Consider the following 14,688-nt stretch of genomic DNA (forward strand, 5'->3'; position numbering starts at 1 on the left):
TCCCGCGTAGCGAGTTCGTCGAGGTGCTGGGCGGCGGCGGGTAGGCCGTGCGGGAGTCGTTCGGTTCCCCGTAAGCTACTGCCGTCGGCTGCGGACCTGGCGGTTCGCGGTCGTGGTGGAGCCGGGAAGCCTGGTCGGCGCATTGGTTACGCGTACCCGGAAGGCACTCGGTGAAGGTTCTCCTCTTGAGGTTCGGCAGTCGCAGCCACGCGCGTACGGACGCGCGATGAGCGCGTTGTTGTTGGCGTTCGCGGTTGTGCTGCTGGTGGCGGTGCTGGTGTCGAGTCTGGCGCACCGGACGGTCTTGTCGACGGCGGTGTTGTTCCTGGTCGCGGGGTTCGTGCTGGGCGAGGGCGGGTTGGGTGTGATTGCGCTCAGCCCCGGAGACGACGTCGTCTCGACGCTGGCCGAGCTGGCGCTGTTCGCGGTGCTGTTCACCGACGGTATGCGGGTGGGCTGGGCCGACCTGCGCGGCGCCTGGCGGCTGCCCGGCCGCGCGCTGGGTTGGGGCCTGCCACTCACCCTGGCCATCACCGCGGTGCTGGCGCATTACGTGGCCGGGCTCGGCTGGATCGAGTCGCTGCTGATCGGGGCGGTCCTGGCACCGACCGACCCGGTGTTCGCCGCCGCCCTGGTCGGCAACCAGCGCGTCCCACCACGCCTGCGGCAGCTGCTCAACGTCGAATCCGGCGTCAACGACGGCCTGGCGTTGCCGTTTGTGATCCTGTTCCTTGCCATCGCCACCCATGCCGGGCAGTTGCACCTGACCGAACTGGGCCTCGAACTCGTCCTGGGCGTGGCGATCGGTGTGGTCGTCCCGTGGGTGGCGTTGTGGCTGGAACGCACCCGCTGGTTCTCCGCCTCCACCCAGTACGAACCCCTCAACGCGGTCGCCATCGGGCTGCTCGTCCTCGCTTTGGGGAAGGTCACGCACGGGAACCTGTTCCTGGCCGCGTTCGCCGCCGGCATCACCGTGGCCACCTTCGGCAAGAAACAACGCGAGTCCTTCGAACACTTCGGTGAACTGATCGCCGAGATCCTCAAACTGGCGGCCCTGCTGGTCTTCGGCGCGCTCATCTCCCCCGCGTTGCTGGCAGCGGTCGGCTGGACCGGCTGGGCATTCGCCGTCTTGGCGCTTGTGCTGGCCCGCCCGGCGGCGGTCTGGTTGTCGTTCATCGGATCGGGCCTGTCCGTCCGCGAACAGGCCGCCGTGGCCTGGTTCGGGCCCAAAGGCTTCGCCTCAGTTGTCTACGGCCTGCTCGTCCTCAACGCCGCCATCCCCGCATCCGGCCAGGTCTTCAACCTCGTCGCCGTCACCATCGTCCTGTCCATCGTGCTTCACTCCTCCAGCGACATCCTCGTGGCCCGCTGGTTCGACGACGAACGCGAAACACCCGCCTGGCACCACACCGCCCGCCGCATCCGGGGCCGGCTGTCCCGGCCCAGGGCACGACAGGAACCAGAGAGTTGATGGCAGGGCGCGGCAGGGCGCAACGCCAGGCCAGGCCACTCCATCCGGCCCGAGTCGTGGCCGGCGGCTTCGGTTCCGCGGTCGTTGTCGGCGCCGGACTGCTGTCGCTGCCGATCGCCACCGAGTCGGGCGAGCGGGCATCACTGATCGACGCTCTGTTCACCGCCACCTCGGCGGTCTGCGTGACCGGTCTGATCACGGTCGACACCGGCGGCCACTGGTTGACGTTCGGCGAGGTGGTGATTCTCGCGCTGATTCAGGCCGGCGGGCTGGGCATCATGACGCTGGGCACCATGCTGGCCTTGCTGGTGTCCCGGCGGTTGGGGTTGCGAGCCCGGTTGACCGCCCAGTTGGAGACCAAGCAGCTCAGCGCGGGCAACCTCCGGCAGGTCGTGCGTAACATCGTGCTGTTCAGCCTGATCTGCGAGGCGGTCGTCATGGTGATGTTGACGGTGCGTCTGGCGACGGCCTACGACAGACCGTTCGGGACCGCAGTGTACGAAGGGCTGTTCCACTCGGTCTCGGCGTTCAACAACGCCGGGTTCGCGCTGTACGCAGACAGCCTGATGGGTTTCGTCAGCGACCCGTGGATCATCCTGCCCATCGCGCTGGCTGTGATCGTTGGAGGGCTGGGCTTTCCGGTCGTGTTCGAGTTGACCCGGGCCTGGCGCCGCCCGCGTACCTGGTCGGTGCTGACGAGGCTGACGCTCGGGATCAGCCTGGCACTGTTGGTGTTCGGCACGATCGCGTTCACGGCCGCCGAGTGGAACAACCCTCACACGCTGGGGCCACTCGACGGCGGCGCCAAGTGGATGTCGGGGTTCTTCGCCTCCGTGATGCCACGTACGGCCGGCTTCAACAGCCTCGACGTCTCGGCCATGCTGCCGGAAAGCTGGGTGCTCACCGACGTCCTGATGTTCATCGGCGGCGGCAGCGCGGGCACTGCCGGCGGCATCAAGGTCACGACGTTCGGGCTGCTGGCGTTCGTGATCTGGTCCGAACTCCGCGGGCACACCAAGGTCAACATCGGCCATCGCAGCATCCCTGAAAGTACCCAGCGCCAGGCGCTGACCATCGCCCTGCTCAGCGTCGGGCTCGTGGTCGTCTCCACCGTCACGCTGTACGTCATCAGCGCGCACGAGCTCGACAAGGTTGTGTTCGAAGCGATCTCCGCCTTCGCAACCGTCGGCCTGTCCACGGGTATCACCGCCGACCTGCCCACAGCCGCGCACGCGCTGCTGGCGGTGCTGATGTTCATCGGCCGGGTAGGCCCGCTGACCCTGGGATCGGCGCTGGCGTTACGAGAACACGCCAGGCGCTACGAGCTACCGGAAGAAAGGCCGATCGTTGGCTGACAAACACACCAGGCCCGTCGTGGTCATCGGACTCGGACGCTTCGGCGGCTCCCTCGCCCTCGAGCTCGACCGCCGCGGCGTCGAGGTGCTGGCCATCGACAGCGACCGCAAGATCGTGCAGGGTCTCGCCGACCGGCTTCCGCAGGTCGCTGCCGCCGACACCACCGACGACACGGCCCTGCAGCAGCTCGGCGTCGGTGACTTCGAGATCGCCGTGGTCGGCATCGGCACCGACGTCGAGGCCAGCATCCTCACCACGTCACTGCTGGGAGACCTCGGCGTGGATCAGATCTGGGCGAAAGCGATCAGCCGCCAGCACGGCCGCATCCTCGAACGGATCGGCGCCCATCATGTGGTGTATCCGGAACACGACATGGGCGAGCGAGTCGCCCATCTCGTGGACGCCTCCGTACTGGACTACATGGAGGTTGAGGACGACTTCGCCGTCGTCAAGGTCAGGCCGACCCAGGAGGTCGTGGGCAGGCCGCTGGCCGAGCTCGACCTGTGGTCGCGGCACGCGGTCGCGGTCACCTTCGTCAAACATCCCGACGGCGCCTTCGTCCCAGCAACCGATGACACCGTTCTCACCTACGACGACGTGATCCTGATCGGCGGCAAACCCGAGGCCGTCGAGCGATTCAGCGAGCTGTCCTGACCGCCCGAGGCATCCGAACCACCCGAACCGGGCCCAGTCGTCGGGGCTGCTCATCGCGTCAGGTGCGGCTCGGGGCGTGTCCGGTCGGCCGCAGGGTGCGGTCGAGGAAGTCGCGGACCGCGGTGTTCCGTGTCGTGGTCATTTCGGTCGGTGGGATCCGTCCGAGGTGGCCCGGCTCGATCGGGGTAGCTCGCCGACCAGCTGCTGGTTGAACTCCCGGACCCGGGCGGCGGGCAGACCGCCGGGCTCGGCGCTCACCTTGGCCAACTCGGCCCGCTGGCCCAGGTGGCGGACCCCGACCACCACGTACCCCGTGGCTGGCCAGGCGTTCCATGAGCAGCGTGTTCTCCTCAGCGAACGAGATCAGTGCGTGGTGGTAGACCACGACCGGCGCGGCGGCGGTCTCCGCTGCGGCCTCGGCGTCCGTACCGAGTGTGTCCGTACCTTGTCGAGGTAGGCGGTGAGCGGGCGCAGCGCCCCAGCGACCCGGTGGGCTCCCGCAGCTCCGACCACAGCGCCTCGTCCACGATCGTCCTCCTCGCGGTATCCCCGGTGACCTGCGCCGGGTACCAGATCCGGACCGAGAGCCGGCGGGATCCCTCCGGCCCGGGGGCGGTCATCGTGGTGGCCACGATGACCGCCCCGAACGGCCCGTCCGGCGGGGCAGGGCGGCGACCAGTGCGGCAGAGAGCACCAGCAGCGCCAGCGCGGCCACCGCCACGCCGATCCGAACCAGCGCCGGCGGGCCGGCCGCGATCAGCAGCGGTGGGACGGCTACCGCCAGGTAGGCCGGGTACAGCTGCCAACGGGCGTGGTCGGTGACCGCTCCCTAGGCGATCATGCCGGCGGCCCGGTCGAGGTCGGGGTGATCGATCTCCCCACACGCTGTGCGCGCATCGTTCCTTCATGAACCAGGCGTCATCTCGCGACCAAGGCCGCAGCGTGGCCACGCCGTCGGAGAGCGTCGCGACCTGACTTTCGTCAGGCAGGTGACGATCCTGCCGCTTCTCCTCGTTCGGGCCTCAGGACGTGCATACCCCTTTGCCCGAACGAGGAGCGCGGGGCGTCAACCGGCGTACGATCCGACCGACCAGGCGGCGCCGAACCAGAACGACGGCGCCTCCTCGCCGGGGAACACGATGTCGTTGACCGAGCCGCTGTCGATGCACGACTCGCCGATCCAGAACGACGCGAGCCGGTCGGTGTAGTTCTTGGCCGAACGCACCGGCGCGGCGAAGCTGTCGCAGTCACCCTGGAGCGGGTCGACGTGCTTGGTGCCGGTGTAGTTGGCGCCTTCCCAGACACACAGGGAGCCCTGTGGACAGCTGTTATCCGCCGGCGCTGCCGCCTGCGCGGCCGCTCCCGCGCCACCGAGCGCGAGCGCCAGGCCGGTGGCGATCGTGACAACCAAACCGCGACGTACGTTCATATACATCCTCCCCGGGTGATTGCAACGTTGTAACCGGCAGGATAGCTTCAGTTTGGGGACTTTGGGGAGGTACGGATGAACCGCCGAATTCGCTTCACGGCTTGGATATTCGCGACCATGGCCGTCCTCGCGTTCGCCGCGCCGGCGAGCGGCAGCCCGCCGAACTCGCGGCACGGCTGGGTCGAAACGGCCCTCGGCCGGATGAGTCTCGAGCAGAAGGTCGGCCAGTTGTTCGTCGCGTTCGTCTTCGGCGCCGACGCGAACACTCCCACCGAGGCCGACCGCGCTCAGAACCAGTTCTACTTCGGGCTGGACACGGCAGCGGAGGTCGTACGTCGTTACCACCTTGGTGGCGTCGCATACTTCACCTGGGCGAACAACCTGCGCACGCCCAGCCAGACCGCGACGCTCTCCAACGACCTGCAGGCCGCCTCGCTCGACGCGTCGGGCGTACCCCTGACGATCGCGACCGACGAGGAGCAGGGCGTCGTCCACCGCCTGCCGCCCGCGGCGACGCACTTTCCTGGAGCGATGGCCCTCGGCGCGACGCGCAGGCCGGCCGATGCCGCCCAGGCCGCGGCGGTGACCGGTGCTGAGATGCGCGCCATGGGCATCCAACTCGCCTACGCACCGGTCGGCGACGTGTTCCTCAACCGGATCAATCCCGTGACCGGCGTTCGCGCGTACTCCAGCGATCCAGGCCTGGCGGCACGGATGACGGCAGCCCAGGTGGCCGGCTTCCAGGACGGCGCTGACACCGGCGCGACCGTGAAGACCTTCCCCGGCCATGGAGCGACCAACGAAGACAGTCACGCCGTCCTACCGGTCGTGAACCACAGCCGGGCAGAGTGGGAGCGCCTCGACGCGCCACCGTTCCGGGCGGCGATCGCGGCGGGCGCCGACGCGGTGATGTCCGCACATGTGGTGTTTCCGGCGCTCGACGAGTCCCGCCTGCCTGCCACGCTGTCTCGACCGATCCTGACCGGTTTGCTGCGGAATCGGCTCGGGTTCGACGGCCTGATCGTGACCGACGCGCTCAACATGCCAGGACTACGCGACCAGTACCCCGACGATCTCGCACCGGTGCTGGCCCTGCAGGCGGGAGCGGACGTGCTGCTGATGCCACAGGATCTCGACACGGCATACAACGCCGTACTCACGGCTGTTCGCAACGGCGACCTGACCGAGCAGCGGATCGACCAGTCCGTCCGTAGAATCCTTGCCTGGAAGGCGAAACGCAGTCTGGACACCTCGCCGCTGGTCGATCCGGACCGGGCAGGGCAGGTGGTCGGATCCGCTTCGCACCAAGCCGTCGCAGCTCGAGTGGCTGACGACTCCGTAACGCTGGTGCGTGACCACCAACGGGCTTTGCCGCTGGTTCCGGGCAGAACACTCGTCGCGGGCTACACGACGAGCACGACGAACCCGCTTCCCACGTTGGCGACCCGGCTCCAAACCCGAGGCGCCACCACAACCACGATGCCGACGGGCTCCCAGCCCTCCGACGCCCAGATCGCCGCAGCCGTCGCCGCAGCAGCCGATCAAGACGCAGTGGTCGTGCTCACCAACAAGGCATGGGACCAGCGCCTGACAGACCCGGGCAGACGGCAGGGCCAGCTCGTCGAGGCCCTACTCGCCACCGGCAAACCCGTCATCGTCGTCGCGATCCGCGAACCGTACGACCTGGAAGCGTTCCCCACCGCCCCGACCTACCTCGCGACATATGCGTCCGTACCCGCCACCATGGAGTCCGTGGCCCGAGTGCTGTACGGCGAACTCGCCGCACGCGGCACGCTGCCGGTAGAGCTGAACCTCAACTAGCGGTTGGCGTTCGGGTGTCGCTGCAACCGCCAGTTCGAGTACGCCTAGGTGTTGCTGGTCATGACGTTGGTGATGTGGGTGGGTAGTCGTGTGGCTGGGGGGTTGGTTTCCGGCGGCGGTGCGGGGTCGATGGTAGTTGGAGTGGATGTTCCAGACGTGGATGGCGTGTTCGCGGTGGGTTTCTGATGGCCGGACTCTGGCGTAGAGGAGTTCTTCGGCCAGGGTGCGCTGGTAGCGCTCGACTTTGCTGTTGTGGCGTGGGGTGAACGGTTTGATCCGTTGGTGCCTGGCCGCTTCGCTGATGGCGCGGGCGAAGACGGCGGAGCGGTAGCAGCCGCCATTGTCGGTGATCACACGAGTGATCCGGGCGATGCCGTGAGCGGCGGAGAACGCCTGCGGCGTCTGGCCCGCTGTCCGGCGGTCAGCTCACGGATGACATTGCGTCACACACACGGGAACAGCCGTGTTCGTATGAACCCGAGGTGGAGGCAGCTGGAGACGAGGTGGGAGCGGAACCGTTGGCGTCCGCTCCCACCCTCGCCCTTGCGTCGGCGGCTAGGACGGGACTAGGAGGGAAAGAGCCTCCAGTTCCCCTCGGAGACGACCTCGACGGTCCCGTCGGTCACCGTGATGGCGGTGTCGTCGTCGATCGCGTACGCCGGTCCTGGGATGTCGGCCGCCCATCGCTCGGCGTCGGCCATGGTGTTCTTCGGCATGTTCTCGCCGTCGAGGTGCGGGAAGATCGAGAAGTCGACGACCCCCAGGGCGCGGTCGTCCCCGCCGGTGGGCGGCTTCCAACCGACGAAGCGATCCCCGATGCGAGGGGTCATCACCATGCTCCCGGCGCTCAGTCCCACCCAGACCGTCTCGCGCAGCGACGGCAGGAGGTCCGCCAACCCGGACTCCCGCATCCAGTGGCAGAGGTACAGGGCATCGCCGCCTCCCACCAGCAGGACATCTGTCTCCCGGACCAGCGGGACCCAGCGTTCCTCCTCGATGCTGGGCAGCGCGGTGAGCTCCAGCACTCCCACGGACTTCCAACCCAACTCGCACATCGGCGTGAGGGGCTGCCGCCCGCTGATGAAACGCCATGCCTCCGCCCCCGGACCGGCGTGGGGATGCCCGTACATCGCGGTAGGGATGCACAGGGCACTGGAGTCGGCGATCGGCTTGCCCAGCAGGTCGACCAGCGCGTCGTGGACGCTCGCGTTCTTGACGCCCGCCGACGTGAGAAGAAGCCGCAAGATGCCTCCCGGTTCGAGTGCGATGGAACATGTCCGTTAGCTCAGGTGTCAAGGTCTGCGGACAGGTCCACCATGTTGCCATCCGGGTCGAGGACGGTTGCGTACCGCTGTCCCCACGGGGCGTCGTACGGCTTCAGTGCGCCTGGGTGACCTGCTTGTGTCAGCCGTTCGAACAGCGCGTCGACGTCGGCAGGTGACTTCAGGCCGAATGCGAGCGAGACTCGTCCTGCCGAAGCGGGCGGATCCCACTCGGGATGCATGTCGATGATTGTCTGCTCAGCGTCGAACGAAAGCCGGCTCCCGCCGGGGAGTTGCACGTCGACGTGCGGGTCGGGCCCTGCCGGCGGCTCGGGTACTGCGAGTCCGAGCCGGCGGTAGAACTCGATCGAGCGTGGAACATCCTTCGCGAATATCTGGACGACGGTCGACGTCAGCTGTGTGGTCATCCCTCCACGATCCGCCAGATCGATCCAGCGATCAAGCCTGAGCATCTCAATGCATCACGTAGGCACGCTTACGCGCGGCGAACTGCACCTCTTGGACGATGAGTCGAGCGTGAGATTTCGCGTGACGCGGATGAAGTCGGAGACGGTTGGGTCGAGGTTCCCTCCGCGGCGCCACAAGAGCGCGTTGCGTAGCGGAGGGAGGCCCATGATCGGTACGTACGCGATGTCGGGATGGGCGAACGCGTTCCGAATCGTCGGGTGAACTATCGTGCCGGTGGCGATGAGGTAGGCGAGTTCGGTGAGGATGCCGCGGAGATCGTCCTTCGGGTATGCGTTGAATTCGTCCTGCTCGGCCGCGGTGTTGGTGCCGGTTCTCGAAGGGTGCCACCTGGGGCGGAACTCACTTGGCAGCCATCGACACATGAACGCGCATTGGTCGGGCAGGTCATCAGCGGACACCTCGGGTCGCTGGGCGAGGGGATGATCCCGCGCGACCGCCAGCACGTGGGACTCCGCCGCAAGAATCGGTCCGGTCACGAGGTCGGTTCTCCCGTGCGGGAGCCAGCTGGCCACGAGGTCTACCTCACCGCGGTGAAGTGGCCCGAACGTGTCGTTGATCGGGTTCTCGGTCACCTGCACCGCGCATTCCGGGTACTGCGCCGTGAACGCCTTGACCGCAGCGACAAGGCCTCGTCCGGCCGGCTCGGAGTAGACGCCGATCCGTACAGTGCTCTTCCGATTCCTGTTGACCTGTTGGGCCCGCTCGATGACGTCGGTGAGTTGCGCGAGCGCGGTGCCCGCCTCTGCCCTGAACCGTTCGCCGAAACTGGTCAGTTCCACCCGACGGCTTGTGCGATATACCAACTGACCGCCGAGCCTCCGTTCGAGATCCCGCAGGACCTGGCTGACTCGAGAGGGGGTCAGACCGAGGCGGTCGGCAGCCCGCGCGAAGTGGAGCTCGTCTGCAAGGGTGAGGAAGATGTGCAGGTCACGCAACTCGACGGTCGTCATCGGTCGAGTCCAGGTGAACGAATTGATCGCAGTTTCCGTCGCTGGCACCGCGGTGTCCCAGATACGGTGACGCGCGACTCCGCGGCGCGGCGCGGGTTCCGTTTCCGGCGCATCCAGCCTCCAGGGGACCTGGCCCAGCCTCGACCGCGACCTTGGCGATGGCCGCTCTGACAACGTTGTCAAACCGAGTCTCGGCGACTGGATGCCGGATGTCAAGAGCTGCCTGGTTCTCGGGTAGTCCCCCATCGGCTGGCCTGCGTCACTCAGCTTGACAAGGTTGTCACCACGAGCGATAGTTGGGTATTGTTCGGAGTGCGGCGTTCGCCTTGGGTGACCGGTGGCCCGCTGCTGGCTCGCATCCGTGTTCGGACGGAAGGCCCAGGAGAAACCGTCATGACCGTGCCGTCTCGGCGCCCGACGATGAGAGACGTGGCTTCCCTCGCGGGCGTCGGGATCAAGACCGTGTCCCGGGTGGTCAACGGTGAGGGGAGCGTCTCACCTGAGATGGTCGCCAAGGTCCAGCGGGCAGTCGAACAACTCGACTACCAGCCGAACCTCGGTGCCAGCAGCCTGCGCCGTGCCGACGGCAAGACCGCGGCCATCGCACTCGTGGTCGAGGACATCGCCAACCCGTTCTCCTCGACCTTGCATCGAACGATCGAGGACGAGGCTCGAGCTCGAGGCGTGTTGGTGTTCGCGGGCAGCCTGGACGAAGATCCCCAGCGTGAACGTGAGTTGGTGCGCGCCTTCACCATGCGCCGAGCAGACGGTCTGATCATCGCGCCGGCAAGCGACGACCACGGCTATCTCTATCCCGACATGATGCGGACGCACACCCCCATAGTCTTCGTCGACCGTCCGCCGCAGGGGCTGCTCGCCGACGCCGTGGTCGCCACGAATGCCAAGGGCGCCGCCGACGCCGTGGTCCACCTGACGCGGGTCGGCCATCGGCGGATCGCTTACCTCGGTCACCATCAACGAACGGCGACCGCACGAGAGCGGTATCGCGGCTACCACGAGGCGATGCGGGACAACGGACTGACCGTCCGACCGGGCAATGTCGTCCACGACCTGCGCAACGTCGATGCCGCAACGGATGCCGTCATCGCCATGCTCGGTCGTACGGATCCACCCACCGCGCTCTTCACCAGTCAGAACCTCGTGACCGTCGGCGCCATCCGCGCACTGCAGCACCTGGGCCTGCAGCATCAGGTGGCGCTTGTCGGCTTCGACGATTTCCCGCTCGCCGATCTCCTCATGCCACGCATCACCGTGATCGCCCAAGACCCCGCGGCGATGGGCCGAACAGCAGCGCAGCTGTTGTTCCGGCGACTCGACGGCGAGCAGTGGAAGCCGCGGGAGTACCTGATCCAGACGCGGCTGGTTCCTCGTGGCTCGGGCGAGATCCCGGTTGGCGACACGACCCGCGAGCGAGGTTGATCACCGCCGCTTCGCTAAACGGTGCGTGAAGCAAGGAATCATTGACGACTGCTCGGCGACGCTGGATCCTGATGAACATCCTCTGTGTGCATCAGCGCAAACTCCAGACCTGAGGAGCTGCGATGTCCTCGAATGAGCAGCATTCGCTGTACGAACTCGCCACGGCAAAACATGCGGAACTGCTCTGTGACGCATGCCGTGCCAGGCTGGCCCGTAAGGTGAGAGCCTACCGCCGACCACTGCATCTGCTATGGCGTCGACTGGCCAGGTTCGCGTCCAGTCGACATCCACCCGAGTCCACGGTCTGCCCGGGCTGCGGTGCGGCGCGCAGGCCCCAGAGAACTGGCTCAACCGCGTAGCAGCGTTACGCGATGTGCGAAATCAGCCGTTCTTGATGCAGGAGCCGTGCTCGTTCCATCCTTTTCATACGACATAGCTCATGGCAGAAAGGGGAATTCGCATGTGTGTCAACCCGAGTTCACAGACGTCTGTCGGCCAACCGTTGCACGCCGCCCGCCCGCGGCGGTCATTTCTGGGACTGGGCGCAATGCTGTTGCTCTCCGGCTGTGCAGCCGGTGGACCCAGTGGCCCTGAAGGGCAGGGTTCCGAGTCCATCGCCCCGGCCGGCCCGCTTCGGAAAGCTCGGGTCGGGCGCCACGCATCGCCGAATCCAGGATCGGTCAACATCCTGTGGCTGTACGCCCCGGGTGGTGTCATCGTGATCGACGCGGGACGCAATCTCACCGGTGGGCGACGCGCCGCCGCCGCGTTGAGGAAGACCGGGCGTCCCGTTGCCGGCATCCTGATCACGCATCCTCACCCCGACCACGTCGGTGGACTTGGGGTGCTGCACGATGCGTTCCCAGCTGCGCCCATCTACGCCTCCAAGGCAACGACCGACTGGATGCGTACCAACCCGCTCGGCTTCTACCAGCTGGCCAAGCAGGCAGATCCAGACTTCCCGGCCGAGCTGACCTTTCCGAACCGGACCCTGGAACCTGACGAGCCGATCGACCTTGCCGGCGTGCGCCTGGAGACCGCGGAGTTCGGTCCAGGCGAGTCCGAGACGGCGACAGCGTTCTACGAGCCAAAGACGCGCACGCTGTTCGCAGGCGACATTGTCAGCAATCACTTCACGCCGGCCCTGCTCGAAGGGCACACGTGCGGATGGCAGGAAAACCTGCAGCGCTTGGAGAAACGGTTCCCCCAAGCCCGGACCCTCTATCCGGGGCACGGTTCAGCAGCTGACGCCAAGGCGCTTGTCGCACGTCAGCGGACGTACCTCGAACGATTCCGCGACCTCATCGAACCCGCGACAGGAAAGCGCTCGGCGAAGGCGGAAGAGGTCAGTCCGGCCGAACAGTCGGAGATCATCACCGAACTCGACAGCAGGTATCCCGGATACCCGCTGGTCGCCTCGTTGCCGACCCTCAAACAAGTGAACGTACAGGCCGTAGGGCGGGAGATCCGCGCCAACGGATCAGCACGTTGTGGATAGTCGAGCAGAGCCGGCGCCCAGGCTACGAAAGCGACCGAAGGGATTCATCCATGAACGACTCTGACATCGTCAGGGAGATCGAGACCACCAGGTTGATCCATCGTCAGGAAATAGTAGAACTGACATCGCGGCTGTTGGTGCTCGTCGACTCCCGGGACTGGGACGCGGCGTGGCGCTTGTTCACCGATGTCGTTCAGGTCGACTACACCTCGCTAAATGGCGGAGCACCGCAAACGATACCCGCCAAAGACCTGATCGCCGGGTGGCAGACCGTGCTCGAAGGGCTGGACGCGACTCAACACCTCGTCGGCAACCATCTCGTGTCCGTCGACGGCGATCAGGCAACCTGCGTTGCCAACGTGCAAGCGACCCACGTACTCCACAACGCGACCGGCGGGCCGATCTGGACAGTTGGTGGTCGCTACGACTTCGGCCTGATCAACACGTCCGCGGGCTGGCGGATCGGCGCGCTGACCCTCACCGTTCGGTGGGCCACGGGAAACCAGCACATCACGGAAATCTCCGCACGAGAAAGGCCCAAAGGCCCATGACCTCGATTCGTCTGCGGCCGGCGACCTCGGCAATCGCCGAAGACGCCGATGCCGCCCGCTATTATGCCGGCAACCTCCTCAAGGCCGATCCGTATCGACGGACGAACGTATCCTTCGCCAGCACAGATGCGACGCTGGCCGGTCACATCTACAGACCTCTTTCAGCTGGCGAGACGCCCACGCCGGGCGTGGTCATGTGCGGCCCGATCAGCAGCGTGAAGGAGCAGACCCTCCCGCACTACGCCGAGCGCCTGGCCGACGCCGGCTACACCGTGCTGACCTTCGATCCATCCAACTTCGGGGAGAGCGGCGGCGAGCCACGCTATCGATACGATCCGAACGCGGTGATCCAGAACTACGCCGACGCCGTCAACTACCTGCTGACGCGCGCCGACATCGATCCGGATCGAATTGCCGCGGTGGGCGTCTGCATGGGTGGCGGCTACGCGGTCTCGCTCGGCGCCCGCGACAAGCGCCTGAAAGCTGTCGTCAGCGTCGCGGGCGGCTACAACATCGGCGGCACATTCCAACAACTCCTCGGCCTGGACGCCTTCACACGCTACTACCGAACGATCAACGAACTCGTACAGCGCCAATATGAATCCGGCCAGATCGCCTACATTCCCACGATCGCAAAAGAGCTCACCGAGGAAGTCCCGATCGCAGCGATGCCGAACGAGGAGGCCTACAGCTACTATGACCGGACTCGTCGGGCCGACGCCCCAACCTGGTCCGAAACCATCACAGCCGACTCGCTGCAGTCCTACTTCACCTACAACGCGATCGGGCACGCCCCACTCGTCACCCCGACACCACTCCTGATCATCCACGGAACCACCGACGCCGCGCTGCTGCCCGAGCACGCCCAACATGCCTACGACGCTGCGCAGAGTCCGAAGGAACTGGTCTGGGTCGAAACCCACAACCACATCGAACTCTATGACCAAGACCCCTACGTCACCGAAGCCGCCAACCACGCAATCCGATGGCTCGACCGGTACCTCCAACGGCCGGCGTGAGGAGGCGAAGCACCCTCGGCGAGTATGTCGCCGTTCAGGGGCGTGACGGCGAACTCGTCTGGGCCGGCGTCGAGGAGTTCCTGTACCCGGGCAAGGCGGTTGCCCTGTGCTCACGGGCGCCGGCAGCGCACTCCGTTGGGTTCGACGATGGTGTTGTTGTTGCCATCCTTCAGAGTGTGTGAACCAGTCGTTACGCAGCTGGTGTCCGGCGCAGGAGGTCCGGAAAGAAGGGAGATCAGCCCGACCGCTCCCACCACGGGAAGCAGAATGAGGGTGACAACCTCCCATCCGCCAAGGGTCGCGTCGACGGTGGTGCTCATCGAGTCGGCGTTCATCAGGGCCTTCCAGTTGGCCCGGATCTCGTTGTTGGGGCCACTTTCGTTCCAGTCTTCGTTGCGGGAGTCGAAGACTGAGGTGGTTCCGCCCACGTTTGCCTCGTACATCTTGCCGATGGCCTGGTCGGTTCCCGGGATCCTTATCGCCGACCCGACGGTGCAGGCAAGGCCGACGAGTCCGCTGTTGTGCAAGTGGCCCCGGTAGTGGAAGGTGCCGGCGCTGGTCAGTGTCAGTTCCGCCCAGCCGCCGATTGACGAGACACCGATGTGGCCTGAGTTGAAGACTCGCCGTGCGGGGAACTCCACCATCTGGTCGTCATCGGAGGTCCAGGCGATGGCGCCTTGCTCGAAGTGGCTGATACGTCCGGGCTGTTGGGTGTCTGGATCGGTCCAGTCTGTTTCGTCTGTGGCTG

13 protein-coding genes and 1 pseudogene are annotated in these 14,688 nt (G+C 66.3%); 8 read left to right on the forward strand and 6 right to left on the reverse strand.

The window, feature by feature from the left end:
- Positions 1-226: 226 nt before the first annotated feature.
- The 3 genes from ACYVF6_RS19250 to ACYVF6_RS19260 are packed head-to-tail and all read left to right on the forward strand — an operon-like array spanning position 227 to position 3,481.
- The gene (locus ACYVF6_RS19250) at positions 227-1,471 is read left to right on the forward strand and encodes a cation:proton antiporter (protein WP_460523167.1); all 1,245 of its coding nucleotides are present in this window, start codon (positions 227-229) and stop codon (positions 1,469-1,471) included.
- On the forward strand, positions 1,471-2,826 hold the full coding sequence (locus ACYVF6_RS19255; RefSeq protein ID WP_460523169.1) for a TrkH family potassium uptake protein: 1,356 nt from the start codon (positions 1,471-1,473) through the stop codon (positions 2,824-2,826). The genes ACYVF6_RS19250 and ACYVF6_RS19255 overlap by 1 nt, the downstream gene beginning before the upstream one ends.
- Positions 2,819-3,481, forward strand: a complete 663-nt coding sequence (locus ACYVF6_RS19260) for a potassium channel family protein (protein WP_460523171.1) — start codon at positions 2,819-2,821, stop codon at positions 3,479-3,481. The genes ACYVF6_RS19255 and ACYVF6_RS19260 overlap by 8 nt, the downstream gene beginning before the upstream one ends.
- A 1,066-nt stretch (positions 3,482-4,547) precedes the next feature.
- Here ACYVF6_RS19260 and ACYVF6_RS19265 read toward each other — a convergent pair.
- Positions 4,548-4,910 carry a peptidase inhibitor family I36 protein gene (locus ACYVF6_RS19265; protein ID WP_460523173.1) on the reverse strand — a complete coding sequence of 121 codons (363 nt, stop codon included), beginning with the start codon at positions 4,908-4,910 and terminating at the stop codon, positions 4,548-4,550.
- A gap of 75 nt (positions 4,911-4,985) precedes the next feature.
- On the opposite strand from ACYVF6_RS19265, the gene ACYVF6_RS19270 reads away from it, so the two are divergent.
- A complete protein-coding gene (locus ACYVF6_RS19270) occupies positions 4,986-6,731 on the forward strand; it encodes a glycoside hydrolase family 3 protein (RefSeq protein ID WP_460523175.1) in 1,746 nt (581 codons plus the stop codon).
- Positions 6,732-6,775: 44 nt separating this feature from the next.
- On the opposite strand, the pseudogene ACYVF6_RS19275 reads toward ACYVF6_RS19270, so the two are convergent.
- From ACYVF6_RS19275 to ACYVF6_RS19290, 4 genes and pseudogenes are all read right to left on the reverse strand, one after another.
- Positions 6,776-7,127: pseudogene (locus ACYVF6_RS19275) on the reverse strand (integrase core domain-containing protein); the annotation flags it as partial.
- Between the two features lie 170 nt (positions 7,128-7,297).
- Entirely contained in the window at positions 7,298-7,975 is a 678-nt protein-coding gene (locus ACYVF6_RS19280) for a Type 1 glutamine amidotransferase-like domain-containing protein (RefSeq protein ID WP_460523177.1), read from the reverse strand.
- Between the two features lie 41 nt (positions 7,976-8,016).
- Positions 8,017-8,421 carry a VOC family protein gene (locus ACYVF6_RS19285; RefSeq protein ID WP_460523179.1) on the reverse strand — a complete coding sequence of 135 codons (405 nt, stop codon included), beginning with the start codon at positions 8,419-8,421 and terminating at the stop codon, positions 8,017-8,019.
- Positions 8,422-8,475: 54 nt separating this feature from the next.
- Complete coding sequence (locus ACYVF6_RS19290; RefSeq protein WP_460523181.1) at positions 8,476-9,648, reverse strand: LysR family transcriptional regulator; 1,173 nt, start codon at positions 9,646-9,648, stop codon at positions 8,476-8,478.
- A gap of 213 nt (positions 9,649-9,861) precedes the next feature.
- On the opposite strand from ACYVF6_RS19290, the gene ACYVF6_RS19295 reads away from it, so the two are divergent.
- The 4 genes from ACYVF6_RS19295 (at position 9,862) to ACYVF6_RS19310 (ending at position 13,940) form a co-directional block, all read left to right on the forward strand.
- Positions 9,862-10,872 (forward strand): LacI family DNA-binding transcriptional regulator, encoded by a 1,011-nt coding sequence (locus tag ACYVF6_RS19295; RefSeq protein WP_460523183.1) that lies wholly within the window; start codon positions 9,862-9,864, stop codon positions 10,870-10,872.
- Between the two features lie 502 nt (positions 10,873-11,374).
- Entirely contained in the window at positions 11,375-12,370 is a 996-nt protein-coding gene (locus tag ACYVF6_RS19300; RefSeq protein WP_460523185.1) for an MBL fold metallo-hydrolase, read from the forward strand.
- On the forward strand, positions 12,361-12,921 hold the full coding sequence (locus ACYVF6_RS19305) for a nuclear transport factor 2 family protein (RefSeq protein ID WP_460523187.1): 561 nt from the start codon (positions 12,361-12,363) through the stop codon (positions 12,919-12,921). Before ACYVF6_RS19300 ends, ACYVF6_RS19305 begins: the two co-directional genes overlap by 10 nt.
- Positions 12,918-13,940, forward strand: coding sequence for an alpha/beta hydrolase (locus ACYVF6_RS19310; RefSeq protein WP_460523189.1), 1,023 nt, complete (start codon positions 12,918-12,920; stop codon positions 13,938-13,940). Before ACYVF6_RS19305 ends, ACYVF6_RS19310 begins: the two co-directional genes overlap by 4 nt.
- A gap of 110 nt (positions 13,941-14,050) precedes the next feature.
- Here the strand turns inward: ACYVF6_RS19310 and ACYVF6_RS19315 are convergent.
- Positions 14,051-14,688 (reverse strand): hypothetical protein (locus tag ACYVF6_RS19315; protein WP_460523191.1); only part of this gene is annotated, 638 nt, incomplete at its 5' end.

The organism is Flindersiella endophytica, assembly GCF_054779015.1.